The 14,429-nt window shown below is 74.6% G+C and carries 14 protein-coding genes; 10 read left to right on the plus strand and 4 right to left on the minus strand.

The genetic code is table 11. From position 1 onward, the window contains the following. A partial coding sequence (locus tag ABD324_RS15925) for a CoA-transferase (protein WP_344417299.1) occupies positions 1 to 467 on the plus strand: 467 nt, incomplete at its 5' end. An 82-nt stretch (positions 468 to 549) separates the two neighbouring features. Continuing rightward, positions 550 to 1,011, plus strand: coding sequence for a VOC family protein (locus ABD324_RS15930; protein ID WP_344417302.1), 462 nt, complete (start codon positions 550 to 552; stop codon positions 1,009 to 1,011). Positions 1,012 to 1,689: 678 nt separating this feature from the next. Here ABD324_RS15930 and ABD324_RS15935 read toward each other — a convergent pair. After that, a complete protein-coding gene (locus ABD324_RS15935) occupies positions 1,690 to 2,229 on the minus strand; it encodes a TetR family transcriptional regulator (RefSeq protein ID WP_344417304.1) in 540 nt (179 codons plus the stop codon). 60 nt (positions 2,230 to 2,289) lie between these two features. On the opposite strand from ABD324_RS15935, the gene bioB reads away from it, so the two are divergent. From bioB to bioD, 4 genes are read left to right on the plus strand one after another with little or no spacing between them, the layout of a single operon-like run. Next, positions 2,290 to 3,348, plus strand: a complete 1,059-nt coding sequence (bioB, locus tag ABD324_RS15940) for a biotin synthase BioB (RefSeq protein WP_425565862.1) — start codon at positions 2,290 to 2,292, stop codon at positions 3,346 to 3,348. Then, positions 3,345 to 4,652 (plus strand): adenosylmethionine--8-amino-7-oxononanoate transaminase, encoded by a 1,308-nt coding sequence (bioA, locus tag ABD324_RS15945; protein ID WP_344417306.1) that lies wholly within the window; start codon positions 3,345 to 3,347, stop codon positions 4,650 to 4,652. Before bioB ends, bioA begins: the two co-directional genes overlap by 4 nt. Further along, complete coding sequence (locus ABD324_RS15950) at positions 4,649 to 5,800, plus strand: 8-amino-7-oxononanoate synthase (protein ID WP_344417308.1); 1,152 nt, start codon at positions 4,649 to 4,651, stop codon at positions 5,798 to 5,800. Before bioA ends, ABD324_RS15950 begins: the two co-directional genes overlap by 4 nt. Beyond that, entirely contained in the window at positions 5,797 to 6,576 is a 780-nt protein-coding gene (gene bioD, locus ABD324_RS15955) for a dethiobiotin synthase (protein ID WP_344417310.1), read from the plus strand. Before ABD324_RS15950 ends, bioD begins: the two co-directional genes overlap by 4 nt. 64 nt (positions 6,577 to 6,640) lie before the next feature. Here the strand turns inward: bioD and ABD324_RS15960 are convergent, their stop codons facing one another. Then, entirely contained in the window at positions 6,641 to 7,933 is a 1,293-nt protein-coding gene (locus ABD324_RS15960) for a S1C family serine protease (protein ID WP_344417312.1), read from the minus strand. 243 nt (positions 7,934 to 8,176) lie between these two features. Here ABD324_RS15960 and ABD324_RS15965 point away from each other — a divergent pair, with 243 nt between their 5' ends. After that, positions 8,177 to 9,601 carry an alkaline phosphatase PhoX gene (locus ABD324_RS15965; RefSeq protein ID WP_344417314.1) on the plus strand — a complete coding sequence of 475 codons (1,425 nt, stop codon included), beginning with the start codon at positions 8,177 to 8,179 and terminating at the stop codon, positions 9,599 to 9,601. A 103-nt stretch (positions 9,602 to 9,704) separates the two neighbouring features. Then, positions 9,705 to 11,294, plus strand: a complete 1,590-nt coding sequence (locus ABD324_RS15970; RefSeq protein ID WP_344417316.1) for a carboxylesterase/lipase family protein — start codon at positions 9,705 to 9,707, stop codon at positions 11,292 to 11,294. A gap of 168 nt (positions 11,295 to 11,462) precedes the next feature. On the opposite strand, the gene ABD324_RS15975 is transcribed toward ABD324_RS15970, so the two are convergent. Beyond that, the gene (locus ABD324_RS15975; RefSeq protein ID WP_344417318.1) at positions 11,463 to 11,777 is read right to left on the minus strand and encodes a Dabb family protein; all 315 of its coding nucleotides are present in this window, start codon (positions 11,775 to 11,777) and stop codon (positions 11,463 to 11,465) included. 247 nt (positions 11,778 to 12,024) lie between these two features. Here ABD324_RS15975 and ABD324_RS15980 point away from each other — a divergent pair, with 247 nt between their 5' ends. Further along, complete coding sequence (locus tag ABD324_RS15980; RefSeq protein WP_344417320.1) at positions 12,025 to 12,393, plus strand: hypothetical protein; 369 nt, start codon at positions 12,025 to 12,027, stop codon at positions 12,391 to 12,393. A gap of 147 nt (positions 12,394 to 12,540) precedes the next feature. Beyond that, positions 12,541 to 13,179, plus strand: a complete 639-nt coding sequence (locus ABD324_RS15985) for an ATP-binding protein (protein WP_344417322.1) — start codon at positions 12,541 to 12,543, stop codon at positions 13,177 to 13,179. 65 nt (positions 13,180 to 13,244) lie between these two features. On the opposite strand, the gene ABD324_RS15990 is transcribed toward ABD324_RS15985, so the two are convergent. After that, the gene (locus tag ABD324_RS15990; protein WP_344417324.1) at positions 13,245 to 14,354 is read right to left on the minus strand and encodes a mandelate racemase/muconate lactonizing enzyme family protein; all 1,110 of its coding nucleotides are present in this window, start codon (positions 14,352 to 14,354) and stop codon (positions 13,245 to 13,247) included. Positions 14,355 to 14,429: the final 75 nt, after the last annotated feature.

The following is a 14,429-nucleotide window of genomic DNA, read 5'->3' on the forward strand; positions in this document are numbered from 1 at the left end:
CCGAGCACGTCGACCCGGACCTGATCAACGCCGGGAAGGAGACCGTCACCGTCGGCCCGGGCGCCTCGTTCTTCGACTCCGCGTTGTCGTTCGGGATCATCCGCGGCGGCAACCTCGACGTCGCCGTCCTGGGCGCCATGCAGGTGTCCGAACACGGCGACCTGTCCAACTGGATGGTCCCCGGGAAAATGGTCAAGGGCATGGGCGGGGCGATGGACCTCGTCCACGGCGCCCGGCGGGTGATCGTGCTGATGGAACACACCGCCCGCGACGGCTCGCCGAAGATCCTGCGCGAGAACACCCTGCCCTACACGGGCCTGCGGGTGGTCAACCGCATCATCACCGACCTCGCCGTCATCGACGTCACCCCCGACGGCCTCGTCCTCGTCGAGACCGCACCCGGTGTCACCGAGGACCAGGTCCGCGCCGCCACCGACGCCCCGCTCGGGACGCCCGCGGCCCTCTGAGCAGCCGGAACGGGCGAACCGGTCGGGCGAACCCCGGCCGGTCCGTCCCGTTTCTGTCGGTGGCGCGTGCCAGGGTGGCCCCATGAGCCGACAGGTCCAGGTCACGTTCGACGCCCACGATCCGCGGGCCCTCTCCCTGTTCTGGGCGGAGGTGCTCGGGTACGTGGTGCCCGGCCCGCCCGGTGTGGAGCTCCCGGAGGGGGCGGACGCGTTCGCCGCCTGGGACGAGTTCCTCGAACGGGTCGGGGCGCCGGAGAGCGAGCGCACCTCGCGGTCGGCGATCGAGGAGCCGGACGGGGCGGGGCCGCGGCTGTTCTTCCAGCAGGTCCCCGAGGGCAAGACCGCGAAGAACCGGGTGCATCTCGACGTCCGGGCGGCACCGGGCCTGCAGGGTGACGAGCGGATGGCCGCCCTCGAGGCGGAGTGCGAGCGGCTCGTCGGACTCGGCGCGACCCGTCTGGAGCGCCACGATCCGGAGCCGCCCTTCGCGTTCGGCCACATCGTGATGAGCGATCCGGAGGGGAACGAGTTCTGCCTGGACTAGGTGGGCGGACCGGGGGTGAACAGCACCGCGGCGAGGCGGTCGAGCTGCTCGCGGTCCGCCGCCGTGAGCGCCCGCGTGCCCACCTTGCACGCTCACCCCGGCCAGCAGGGCGGCGAAGAGCTCCGCGCAGGGCCGCGTCCGGGCCGCCGAGCCGCGCGGCCGGCACCTCGCCGAAGGCCTCGTCGATCCGGGCCCGCAGGATCCGCCCGGACGGTGCCGTCGTTCGCGCCGCTGAGCGCCGGCAGTTCGTCGTGGCGACGGGGATCCTCGACCCCGGGCTGGGCATGGGCATGGGCGCCGTGCCGACGCTGCTCGACTCCGCGGTCCGCCCGGAGCAGACGAGCATCGCTATCAGCGCGAACCAGACGCTGCGGTCGGTGGGGCGGGTCGATCGGCACCGCGGTGGCATGCGCGATCCTCGCCGCCGTCACGATCGCTGGGACCCCGCTATCGGCGCTGAACGCGTACACCACGGCCTTCTGGGTGTCGGGGGCGATCTTCGTCCTCGCGATCGTCGCGGCGCTGGTCGTGCCGTACCGGCACCGCACCACCCGCGCAGGACGGCGAGCACTCCGCGATCGAGCTGCTCGCACACCGCTGACCGTGCCCGCACACCCGTTCGGACGGGTGTGCGGGCACCCGGCGTGGTGTGCGAGTGCTCAGAGGTGAGGCGGCCGGTCAGGCGCCGAGGACCGTCAGGCCCTCCACGATGGCGTCCACACCGAACCGGAAGGCCTCCTCCGACTCGGTGGCGCGCATCGGCTCGTCCGCGACGATGGTCGACCGCACCAGCTCGTCCCGGTTCTGCTCCTCCGCCACGAAGCCGAGGACGTAGTGGACGAGTGTGCGGGCGGCCCACTGTGCCCGTCCGGGCGGGAGCCCCCCGAAGAGGCCGGGCAGGGCGTGCAGGGGTTCGAGGGCCTCGGGCCGGAAGGCCCGGACGAACGAGACGACCTCGGCGCCGTCGCGCACGCGCAGCAGGGCCGCGCGCAGGTCGTGGGCGGCCTGCCGGGGGTCCACCCCGGAGACCGGGCCGGCGGCGAGGATGCGGACGGCCACCTCCGTGAGCAGGTCCTGCTTGCTGGGCACGTGGTAGTACAGCGCCCCCGGCTGCACGCCGAGCTCCGTGGCGACGCGGCGCATCGAGGTTCCGGCGAGTCCCTGCTCGCCCAGCACCGCGTACGCGGCGTCGACGACCTGCGCGCGGCTCAGTGACACCGGACCATCCTCACCCCTCCCCCTTGCTCCGGCCACGCGGGCCCGGTTACCGTTTGAACGGTGTTCAAACCTTACTTCGACGACCTCGCCTCCCGGGTGCTCGACGGCGAGGCACTCGGCCGCGAGGACGCCCGCACCCTGCTCTCCACGCCGGACGACGAGGTGCTGCACCTGGTCGCCGCGGCCGGCCGGCTGCGCCGCGCGCACTTCGGCAATCGGGTCAAGGTCAACTACCTGGTGAACCTCAAGTCCGGCCTGTGTCCCGAGGACTGCGGCTACTGCTCGCAGCGGCTCGGGTCCGGCGCCGAGATCCTCCGGTACTCCTGGCTCTCCGAGGACGCCGTGGCCGAGCAGGCCGCGGCCGGGATCGCCGCCGGCGCCTCGCGCGTCTGCCTGGTGGCGAGCGGGCGCGGGCCGGGCGAACGCGACCTCGACAAGGTCGCCGCGGTGGTCGGCAGGCTCAAGGGCGACCATCCGGAACTCGAGGTGTGCGCCTGCCTGGGGATCCTGAAGGACGGGCAGGCCGAACGCCTGCGCGACGCCGGGGTCGACGCCTACAACCACAACCTCAACACCAGCGAGTCCCGCTACGCCGAGATCTGCACGACCCACGGGTACTCCGACCGGGTCGACACCGTCGGCAAGGCCCGCGCGGCCGGGTTGTCGCCGTGCTCCGGGCTGATCGTGGGCATGGGAGAGTCGGACGAGGAACTGATCGACGCCGTGTTCGCCCTGCGCGATCTGGACAGCGACTCGATCCCGGTCAACTTCCTGATGCCCTTCGACGGGACCCCGCTGGAGGGCACCTGGCTGCTCACCCCGCTGCAGTCGCTGCGGATCCTCGCGATGGCGCGGTTCGCCTGTCCCGCAGCGGAGATCAGGATGGCCGGCGGTCGCGAGATGCACCTGCGCTCGCTGCAGCCGCTCGCGCTGCACGTGGTCAACTCGCTGTTCCTCGGGGACTACCTGACCAGCGAGGGGCAGGAGGCGAACGCGGACCTGGCGATGATCGCCGACGCCGGATTCGAGGTGGCGGCGGCCGGGACCGCCGCACCGGGCCGGGAGGCCGTCGCGATCCGCCGGCGCGGCGCGGGCACCGCCGTGGCCCCGAACGCATGAGCCGGCTGCTCGAGCGCGACCGCGGGCTGGTCTGGCACCCGTACGCCGCGCTCGACGGGCCGGCCCCGTACGCGGTGCGGGCCGCCGACGGGGTGCAGCTGGACCTGGAGGCGGGCGACGGGCGGCGGTTCACCGCGATCGACGCCATGAGCTCCTGGTGGTGCGCGATCCACGGCTACCGCCACCCGGTGCTCGACGCGGCGGTGCACGCCCAGGTGGACCGGTTCTCGCACGTCATGTTCGGCGGCCTGACCCACGAGCCCGCCGTGCGGCTGGCCGAGGAACTCGTGCGGCTCACGCCCGAGGGGCTGCGGCACGTGTTCCTGGCGGACTCGGGATCGGTGTCCGTGGAGGTCGCGCTCAAGCTCGCCGTGCAGTACCAGGCGGCGACGGGCCGGCCGGGGCGGCGGCGGTTCGTCGCGCTGCGGGGCGGCTACCACGGCGACACCACCGGGGCCATGAGCGTGTGCGACCCGGTCGACGGCATGCACTCCCTGTTCCCGGGGCTCGTGTCCGACCAGGTCTTCCTTCCCCGCCCGCCGGCCGCCGTCCTCGCCGACGGCACGGTGGCCGACGGGTCCGGTGTGGACGACTGGATCACGCTGGCGGAACGGACGATCGCGACGTTCGCGGACGAGGTGGCCGCGATCGTCGTCGAGCCGGTGCTGCAGGGCGCCGGCGGGATGTTCGCGTACTCCCCGCGCTGCCTCACCGCGCTGCGGGAGCTCGCCGACCGCCACGGCCTGCTCCTGGTCGCGGACGAGATCGCCACCGGCTTCGGGCGCACCGGCGCCCGGTTCGGGGTGGACCACGCCGGCGTGGAGCCGGACGTCATGTGCGTCGGCAAGGCGCTGACCGGCGGCTATGCCACGCTGGCCGCGGTGGTGTGCAGGACCCGGGTCGCCGAGGCGATCACCCGCTCCCCGCAGCGGGCGCTGCTGCACGGCCCGACGTTCATGGGCAATCCGCTGGCCTGCAGCGCCGCCGTGGCGTCGCTGTCGCTGCTCACCCCCGCGCTGGAGGAGCGGGTGCGCGGGATCGGGACGGAGCTGGAGGCCGCGCTGGCCCCCGCCGCCGGGCTGGCCTCGGTGAAGGACGTGCGGGTGCTGGGAGCGGTCGGGGTCGTGCAGCTCGACGGGCCGGTGGACGTCCAGGCGGTGACCCGGGCCGCGCTGGAACGCGGGATCTGGGTGCGGCCGTTCCGCGACCTCGTCTACACGATGCCGCCGTATGTCTGCGGGCCGGACGAGATCGCGGCGATCGGGGCGGGGATCGCCGGGGCGGTGGCGGAGGTGCACGGATGAGCGTGCTCGAGTGGCTCGCGGAGGCCGCGGCGCAGCGGGCGGCCCGGGACCTGGTGCGCACCACGGACCCCGGGCGCAGCCCGCACACACGGCCGATGCTGGACCTGGCGTCGAACGACTACCTGGGCCTGGGCACCGATCCCCGGCTGCGGGAGGCCGCGGTCGGCGCGATCCGGCGGTTCGGCACCGGCGCGGGCGCCTCCCGGGTCGTCACCGGGACGACGGCGGCGCACGAGGAGCTGGAGGGTGAGCTCGCCGCGCTCACCGGGCAGCCCGCCTGCCTGGCGTTCTCCAGCGGGTACGCGGCGAACATCGGGATCCTCACCGCGCTCGGCGATCCAGGCACGCTGATCGTGTCCGACGCCCACGTCCACGCCTCCCTGATCGACGGCGCGCGCCTGTCCCGCTCCCCCGTCGCGGTGTGCCCGCACGCCGACCTCGGCCGGCTCGAGGCGCTGCTGCGGGACCGGACCCTGCCGCGGGCGGTCGTGGTGGTCGAGTCGATCTACTCCGTGCTGGGGGACGCGGCCGATCTGCCGGCGATCGCCGCGCTCTGCGCACGCCACGACGCGCTGCTCGTGGTCGACGAGGCCCACGGCATCGGGGTCGCCGGCGGCGGGCGCGGCGCCGTGCACGCCGCCGGTCTGGCCGGGGCCGGGCACGTCGTCGTCACGGCCACCCTGTCGAAGTCCCTCGGGGCGCAGGGCGGTGCGGTGCTGGGGCCACCGCTGCTGCGGGAGCACCTCGTGAACACCGCCCGCACGTTCGTGTTCGACACCGGGCTCGCCCCGGCGGCCGCCGCGGCCGCGGCGCGGGCCTGCCGGATCATCGGGGCGGAGCCGGAGCGGGTGGCCGCCCTGCACGCCGTCGCCGAGCGGATCGCCTCCGCCGCAGGGGTTCCGCAGGCGCCGGGCGCGGTCCAGTCGCTGCCGATGCCCTCACCCGCGCACGCCGTCGAGGCGGCCGCCCGCCTGCACGCGGACGGGGTGCTGGTGGGCTGTTTCCGGCCGCCGAGCGTGCCGGACGGGATCTCGCGGCTGCGCCTGACCGCACGGTCCACGGTGGACCCGTGCGCCGCCGCGGCGGCCGCGGCGCGGGCCGCCGCGTACGGTACCGCGGCCCGGCGGACGAGCGAGGTGCCCGCGTGACCTCGCCGGCGGAGCGCGAGGCCGACGTGGTCCCGCCGGCGACGCGGCATACCGGGGCGGTCTCGCCGGCGCCGCGGACTGCGGTGTCGATCCCCCAGATGTCCATCCCGCCGGTGTCGGTCCCGCCGGTCGTGGTCGTGACCGGGACGGACACCGGGGTGGGCAAGACGATCACCACCGCGGCGCTCGCCGCCGCGCTGGCCGCGCTCGGCCGGACCGTCGCCGTCGTCAAACCGGTGCAGGCCGGCACCGAGGACGGGGCCGGCGACGCCGACGTGGTCGCGCGCCTCGCCACCCCGGCCACCGTGCGCGAGGGGATCCGCCTGCCCGATCCGATGGCGCCGGTGGCCGCCGCGGAGCGGGCCCGCGTCGTCCTGCCCCCGGTGCGGTCGCACGCCTCGGCGATCCGCGAGCTGGCCGACCGGCACGATCACGTGCTGGTCGAGGGGGCAGGCGGGATCCTCGTGGAGCTCGACGGCGAGGCCGGCACCCTCGCCGATCTCGCGGTGGCGCTCGGGGCGCCGGCGGTCGTCGTCTGCCGGAGCGGGCTGGGCACCCTGAACCACACGGCGCTGACCCGCGAGGCCCTCGAACGCCGCGGGGTGCCGGTCCTGGGCCTGGCCATCGGTGCCTGGCCGGAGTCCCCGGGCCCGATCGAGGAGGACAACCGCCGCCGGCTCGGGCCCCTGCTCGGCGCGATCCCCGAGGGGGCCGGCACCATTCCGGCCGGCACCTTCCGCTCGCTGGCCCCCGCGTGGTTCCCGACGATCACCTGACTCGCCCCGATCGGGCAGGGGACCTGTCGGCTTCCGACCGTTCCCCGGCCCGATCCCGCGGTGTCTACGCGGCCGGGCCCGCGGCGAGGGTGACGGTGGCGGAGTGGGTGGCGCCGGCCTGGTCGGTCCAGGTGATCCGGACCTGGTCACCCGGGGAGTGCGAGGTCAGGGCAGCGCCGAGGTCGTCGGCGTTCCCCACGGTCGTGCCGTCCACCGCCGTGACGACGTCGCCCGCGGCCAGGCCCGCGGAGGCCGCCGGGGAGCCGTCCACCACACCCGAGATCGTGGCGCCCGCGGCCGGGATGCCCGCGCCGGCGCCGCCGGATGTCCCGCTCGACGAGAGCTCGACGCCCAGGAAGGCCGGGTAGCCCTGCTGGATCGTGTCGCTCCGCTCCCCCGCCACGATCCGCTGCGCGATGTCGAGCGCGGTGCCGATCGGGATGGCGTACCCCGTCGTGCCGGTGTTCGCCGAGGTCGAGGCGGTGTGGAAGGTCGGGGTCGAGGAGGCCGAGGCCGCGGTGTCGATCCCGACGACCGCGCCGCCCGCGTAGAGCGGACCGCCGGAGTCGCCGGCCTCGATGTCCGCGGCGACCTCGATCATCCCGTCGAGCCGCTCGGAGTTGCCGCCGGTCTCGTCGCCCGCGGTGATGGTCTGCCCGAGGGCGAGGACCGTGCCGTCCGCCGCCGACGGCGTCCCGCCCGTGCCGCCCGCGTTGCCGACGGCCGTGACCGCGGTCCCGGCCGTGACCCCGGCCTGCGCGGACGGCGAGGCCAGTACCGCGGGGGTGAGCCCGGAGGCGTCCTTCAGCTGCAGGACGGCGACGTCGTCCGTCGCGTCCGTGCCCACGACGGTCGCGGTGTAGCTCGCCCCGGTGGAGACCAGGGTGACGGTGATCGACGTCGAGTCCTGGACCACGTGGTTGTTGGTCAGGATCTCGCCGTCGCCGGTCAGGACGATCCCGGTGCCCGCGGCGCGGCCCTCGCCGTAGTCCAGGACGGTCGTGACGTCGACGACGCCGACCGACTCCTGCGCCGTCGCCTGCCGCGCGGCGCTGCTCCCCGAGGTGACACCGCCGTCCGCCCCGGAGCCGGCCGACGCGGAGCCACCCCCGAACCCGGCGCCACCCCCGAACCCGGAGCCGCTGCCGAACCCGCCGCCGTATCCGGAGCCGTACCGCGCCGGGATCTCGCCGGTCACCGCGACCGCCGAGCCCGTCACCGTCGCGGCGGACGCGGAGCCCAGCGCGACCACGCCGATCCCGCCCGCGAGGGTGACGGCCGCGGCGGCCGCCGCGAGGACGCGCCCCCGCCGGTGTCGGCGGGGCGCAGGGGGCTGTGTCGGGTCCTGCTCGTTCATCGCTGCACCTCGGGTGGGCCGGCGGCCCTCGGAGTCCTGGGTACGGCCCGAAACGAATGTTTCCCTGTGAAATCGATGGCCGCGACCTGAGAAGCGGCGGCCTGCGCCCGACGAGTCCGCAGAAGACCGATTCCTCCCCTTCGGTCGCGCTTCACCCTTCGGCCACCTCCGTCCGACACGGTCGATCCACCACCACTGCCCGACCGGGGGACGTCCGGTCCGGCATGCCCGAACGGAGACGACATGACCGAGCACGAGGAAGCGACCCTCTCGCGACGGGCCCTGCTGCAGCGCAGCGCCGTCGTCGGCGCGGGGGTCGTGCTGATCGGCAGCACCGAGATGCTCCTGACCTCCCCCGAAGCGTCAGCGACGACCGGGAGCGCCGCCGGGTACGGCCCGCTCGTCGCGGACCCGGCCGGCCGGCTCGCCCTGCCGAAGGGCTTCGCCTACCGGATCGTGACCCAGGCCGGGAAGACCCGTCTGGACTCCGGCGAGCCGACCCCGCGCAACCACGACGGGACGGGTGCCTTCCGCGGGCGCGGCGGCCGGACCGTCCTGGTGAACAACCACGAGATCCGCGAGCCCTTCGGCACCGAGCTCCCGGTCCCGCACCTCGACGGCCTCGTCTACGACCCGGGCGCGGCCGGCGGCTGCACCGTGATCGAGGTCGACCGCGACGGCAACCGGCTCGGCGAGCACGTGGGCGTCGCGGGCACCCGCACCAACTGCGCCGGCGGCGTGACCCCCTGGGACACCTGGCTGACCTGCGAGGAGGTCGACTCGCTCGCCGGCGCGGACGGCTTCCAGCGCGACCACGGGTACGTCTTCGAGGTCGATCCCGTCGACGCCCGGGCGAACCGCGATCCCCAGCCGATCAAAGCGCTCGGCCGCTTCGAGCACGAGGCCGCGGCCGTCGACCCGCAGCGCGGCGACATCTACCTCACCGAGGACGCCTCCACCCCGACCGGCCTGCTCTACCGCTGGCAGCCGCCGAAGGGCTACCACGGCCGCCGGGGCGCGCTGCGCCGCCTCGGCCCGACCGACGGCGTCCTGTCGGCGATGAAGGCGTTCGACGGCGCCGGGAAGCACGTTCCCGACCTCTCGCTGGTCACGGCGCCGGGCACCGCGCTGAAGGTCGAGTGGGTGCCGGTGCCGGACCGCGACGCCCGCACCACCCCGATCCGCAAGCAGTTCACCGCCGGCGACATCACCCGCTCCAAGAAGCTCGAGGGCGCCTGGTGGAGCGGTCGGGGCACCTATGTCGTGGCGAGCTTCTCGCGCGAGACGGACAACCCGGGCGTCGCGAAGGTCCACGACGGCCAGATCTGGTTCTACGACCCGGCCCGCTCCACGCTCACCCTGCGGCTGATCTTCGGGAGGAACCCGAACCCCGAGGCCGACGGCGCCTTCGACGGCCCGGACAACATCAGCGTCTCGCCCCACGGCGGCGTGATCCTCGCGGAGGACGGCGAGGGCGTCCAGCACCTCGTCGGCGCCACGGACCGCGGGCAGACCTTCCCCCTGGCCCGCAACGACTTCGCCGACGCCACGAAGAACGTCGAGTTCACCGGCCCCGTGTACTCCCCCGACGGGAGGATCCTCTTCGCCAACATCCAGGAGCCCGGCTACATGTTCGCGATCACCGGACCCTGGCGGACCCAGCGCTGACCCCGTGAGTGGCGATGGTCGCCATGGCGACCATCGCCACTCACGAGGTGTCGATCTCCGGTGGACGGGGAAGCCGGGGAGAACGCCGTCCCGAGGAGCTCCCGTGATCCGACGAGCCGGACTCGTCCTCGCCGCCCTGCTGGTGCTCGCCGGGTGCGCGGGCCCCACCGGCGGGCAGGCGAGCGACGCCGCACCGCTGACCGTCGACACCACCAGCGGGAACCTGCAGGGGCTCGCCACGGACACCGCCCGCCAGTTCCTCGGCGTCCGGTACGCCGAGGCGCCCACCGGAGACCGGCGCTGGACGGACCCGGTCGCCCCGCCGAAGCCCGCGGGCACGGTGGACGCGACGAAGGCCGGGCCGAGCTGCGCCCAGGCCGGCACCGCCCCCGGTGCGGACGCCACGGCGTCGACCTCGGAGGACTGCCTGTTCCTCACCGTGACCACCCCGAAGGACCTGCACCCCGGCGAGAAGCTGCCGGTGATGGTCTGGTGGCACGGCGGCGGCTACACCAGCGGATCCGGCTCCGCGTACGACGCCCAGCGGCTGGCCTCCCGCGGCCGCGTGATGGTGGTGACGCTCAACTACCGGCTCGGCGTCTTCGGCTACCTGTCGCTACCGGGGCTGGCCGGGAGCGGGGACTTCGGCCTGGCCGACCAGATGCTCGCCACCCGCTGGGCCCGGGACAACGCGGCGGCGTTCGGCGGGGACCCGCAGAACCTGACGGTCTTCGGCGAGTCTGCGGGCGCCATGAGCGCCTGCGCGGCGCTCACCTCCCCCGCCGCGTCAGGGCTCGCGGACAAGGTGGCGCTGTCCTCGGGCTCGTGCCAGCTGAGCTGGCCGCAGGACGGCCTGCTGCCCGGCGTCCCGCCCGGGACCCCGTACGTCGGTCTGCCGGACGCCGAGCAGTTCGGCACCGCGCAGGCACAGACCCTGGGCTGCATCGGGCCGGACACCGCCGCCTGCCTGCGGGGCAAGCCCGTGGCCGACCTGCTGACGATCTTCCCGACCTTCTCGAACGTCCTCGCCTACGGCACGCCGCTGCTGCCCACCGATCCGGCACGGGCGCAGCGCGACGGGAAGACCCCGCGGATCCCGGTGCTGTCCGGCGGGAACCAGGCCGAGGAGAGCGCGTTCGTCGGCGGGGTGCAGAAGGTGCAGCCCTTCGTCACCCCCGAGAGCTATCCGGTGCTGCTGCGCGCCGCCTTCGGCGCAAGGGCGGACGCGGTCGCGGCGCAGTATCCGCTGAGCGCGTACCCGAACGCCCCGACGGCCTGGGCCACCGTGATCACGGACTCCTCGTGGGCCTGCCCGACCCTGGCCGGCAACGCGGCCTTCGCCGCCCACGGCTCCCCCGTGCACGGCTACGAGTTCGCCGACCCGTCCGCACCGGACGTCAACCAGGCCGCCTCAGCGGACTTCGCCCCGGGGGCGGCGCACGCGACGGACCTGCCGTACCTGTTCGACCTGACCGGCAAGAACGTGCTCACCACGCCCGAGCAGCAGCGGCTGTCGGACGCGATGATCGGCTACTGGACGAGCTTCGCCCGCACCGGCACCCCCACCGCCGAGGGCTCACCGGCCTGGCCGCCGCTCACGGGGCAGGACGGCCCGAACCTGCAGCTGGCGCCCACGATCGGCACGACCGACCTGGCAGCCGAGCACCGGTGCGGCTTCTGGGGCCGGGCCTGACGAGGCCGGGCACGAAAAAAGCCGGGGCCCCGCCCCCGAGACGGGGACCCCGGCCGGGAGAACTGCCCGTCCGCTCCCCAGCTGCCGGACAGTTCACGTTCCGAGTACCGGGGATTGCACGTGCGACGGAGGCCTAAACCTCCCGGCGCACACTCCCAGCGCCGGGATTCAGGCCGAGACGTCCGCCTGGACGGAGAGCCAGCCCTCGCACGAGGGCTCCAGGACCTCCTTGACCAGCGCGACGTGCCTCGGGTGCGCGAGATAGCGCGCGAAGGTGTCGGCGTCGGCGAAGGTCGTCGAGAGGGACGCGTCCGCGACCTTGGGGTTGGCCGCGTCGCGCAGGCCGAGGTCCGCGCCGACGATCGCGGGGCCGGCTGCCAACGGGGCCTCGGCCGCGAACTCCTCCAGCGCGGCGACGAGCTTCTCCTTGTCGCCCTCGCCGAGCGGGCGCCTGAGCCGGAACAGAACGGTGTGGGACAGCACGCGGATCTCCTTCGTCGGACAGCACGATCAGGAGCCGGCCGTCCTCGTGATGGTGCCAGAAGGCGCGGTGGGCGAGAAGAACACGTCGTCGATCGTCGGTGCGGGCCGCACGGAGTCCACCCCGGCAGTGGGTCGAGTCCCTGCCCGCCAAGCACTTTCACCCACCCGGACGAGTGAGGAACCTCGCAGAACGGGTACAGACCGTTATCCGCCGCCAGGACGGCGCCGACGGCACCGGGGGTGCACCGTGACCGCAGACGCGACACCGAGGAAGACCGACGCGGACCGGACGCGGGCCGACCTCGTCGGCGTCCTGCGGGAACGGCTCGGCCAGGAGAAGCGCCGCTACCTCGACGCCACCCTGGACGTCCGGATCGCCGAGGAGCGCTGGCGGGCGCGGCCGACCGAGGACAACCGGCTGGCCCTGGTCGACGAGCTCACCGTGGGGCTCTGTCTCGGGCGCAACCACCTGATCTGCCTGGACGACCTGGCCCGCGCCCTCGGGCCGTCCTGCGCGTCCGAGATCGAGGCCACCCGGACGGCCGAGGCGGAGACGACCGCCTGGCTCGGCCGGACCGGCGACACGCTGCGCCACCTCTTCGATCCTGCCGCCTGAGCGAGCGTGGCGGGCCCGCACCGTCGGGCTCGTCCCGGGGTGGTGCTGCCGGCACCGCGGAACATCGCAGAGTTCGGGGTGTTCTGTGCGGTTCGTCCCATTCGGCCGTCTGGTGGTCCGGGCGGACGCCTGGGAGGCTGGCGAGCGGTGTCGAACCAGCCTCCCGCCCCCGAGCCGGGCCCACCCGGTGACGCGCCCGCCGCGCTCGCCGGTTCCGCGCTGCCCGCATCGGGCCCGGCCGCCGAGCCGGTGCCGGCCGCGGTCGCGGCGGACGACGCGTCCTGCGCGTTGCGGGTACCGGCGGTGCTCGAGGCGCCGCGGATCGTCCGGGCCGGGCTGCGGCAGTGGCTCGCCGGGGTGTCCTGGCCGCAGGACCCGGCGGACGAGATCGTGCTCGCCGTCAGCGAGGCCGTGTCCAACGCGGTCGAGCACGCCTATCCCCAGGTCGGGCCCGCGGACCAGGGGGTCGAGGTCGATGCCGTCGTCGAGGAGTCGGACGAGGGGCGCCGGGTCCGCGTCCGGATCCGGGACCACGGCGCCTGGACGATGCGGCCGGCCGACGAGGAGCCGACGAACCGGCGCCGCGGGCTCCCGCTGATGACGATGCTGATGGAGGACGTGCTCGTCGTCCCCGGCGGCACACCGGCCGACGCCGGGGACGAGCAGCCCGGGATCGCCGCCGAGGTCGTCGAGGCCGTCGTCGAGGCCGTGGTCAAGGCCGGTGGAGGTGTCGCCCCGCCCACCGGGACCGAGATCGTGCTGCTCAGCCCGCCCGTCCCTCGGTAGGCCGCGGGGCGGGAGCGCCTCGCGGGTGATCGTTCGGCGCGCACCGGCCGCGGTCGGGACGGAGCTCAGATCCGCCACCGCTCGACCGCCTCCTCGTCGAGCCGCACCCCGAGCCCCGGGGCGTCCGGCACGACCACGCACCCGTCCGCGTCGACCCCGATCGGCTCGGCGAGCATGAAGTCCCGCCGCCGCGGCGTCCAGTCCGGCGGGTCGTAGGGGAACTCGAAGAACGGTCCCCCGCCGACCCCCGCTGCGACGTGCAGGTTCGCCAGCACCCCGATGCCGTTGGTCCAGCTGTGCGGGGTGAACGCGCGATGCTTGAGCGCGGCGACCTCGGCCAGCGTGCGGGCCCGGGACATCCCGACCGCCAGCACGACGTCCGGCTGGTAGACGTCGAGGACGTCCTGTTCGAGGTAGCGCAGCAGCTCCGCGGGCGAGTGGTGCATCTCCCCGGCGGCGATCCGCACGCCGGGGTTCTCCGCGCGCAGGGTCCGGAAGCCGTCGGGATCGGTGTAGGGCAGGGGTTCCTCGACCCAGAACACGTCGAGCTCGGCGAGGCGGCGCACGAGCCGCCGGGTGCGGACGAGGTCGGTGGCCGGGTCGGTGTCCCCGGCCGTCCGCCAGGACTGGTTGAGGTCCACCATGATCGCGAACCCGTCGCCGAGCGCCTCGCGGACCGCGGCGACCGCGGCCACGCCGTCGTCGACGTGGTCCCGGTCGATGCGGATCTTCAGGGCGCGGAAGCCCTCCGCCGCGGCCCGGCGCGCCTGCTCGGCGCGTTCCTCGGCGGGCCGGAGCACGCAGCAGGACGCGTAGGCGGGGATCCGGTCGGTGGCGCCGCCGAACAAGGTGGCGACGGGCAGCGCGGCAGCCTTCCCGACGACATCCCACAGGGCCGCCTCGAGGGGCCAGTACGCGCCGCCGTGGAAGTTGCAGGTCTCGATGGCGCGCACGTGGCGGTGGATCGCGAGCGGGTCCTCGCCCACGAACAGGTGCCGGTGGGCCTCGAAGCCGGTCATCGTGTCGCCGGAGCCGATCCCGGTGATCCCGGCGTCGGTGTGCACCCGGACGATCGTCGCGTCGAACACCCGGCGGGGCTCGGGATCCCACGCGACGGGCAGCGGCGGGTCCAGATCGAGCCGCAGGCGGTCCAGCGTGATGTCCGTGATCCTCATCGGCGACCCACGCTAGCCCCGGTCGCATTCAGATGCAGAGCCTCTCAATCGAGACCAACTCAGTCTTTGTGTCCG

The sequence above is a fragment of the Pseudonocardia ailaonensis genome (assembly GCF_039531635.1).
Taxonomy (GTDB): domain Bacteria; phylum Actinomycetota; class Actinomycetes; order Mycobacteriales; family Pseudonocardiaceae; genus Pseudonocardia; species Pseudonocardia ailaonensis.

Bases quoted from the DNA above. Each gene is read 5' to 3' on its own strand.
- ABD324_RS15990 (WP_344417324.1), bottom strand. From the start codon at position 14,354: ATGAGGATCACGGACATCACGCTGGACCGCCTGCGGCTCGATCTGGAC.
- ABD324_RS15960 (WP_344417312.1), bottom strand. From the start codon at position 7,933: ATGAACGAGCAGGACCCGACACAGCCCCCTGCGCCCCGCCGACACCGG.
- ABD324_RS15930 (WP_344417302.1), top strand. From the start codon at position 550: ATGAGCCGACAGGTCCAGGTCACGTTCGACGCCCACGATCCGCGGGCC.
- ABD324_RS15950 (WP_344417308.1), top strand. From the start codon at position 4,649: ATGAGCGTGCTCGAGTGGCTCGCGGAGGCCGCGGCGCAGCGGGCGGCC.
- bioA (WP_344417306.1), top strand. From the start codon at position 3,345: ATGAGCCGGCTGCTCGAGCGCGACCGCGGGCTGGTCTGGCACCCGTAC.
- ABD324_RS15965 (WP_344417314.1), top strand. From the start codon at position 8,177: ATGACCGAGCACGAGGAAGCGACCCTCTCGCGACGGGCCCTGCTGCAG.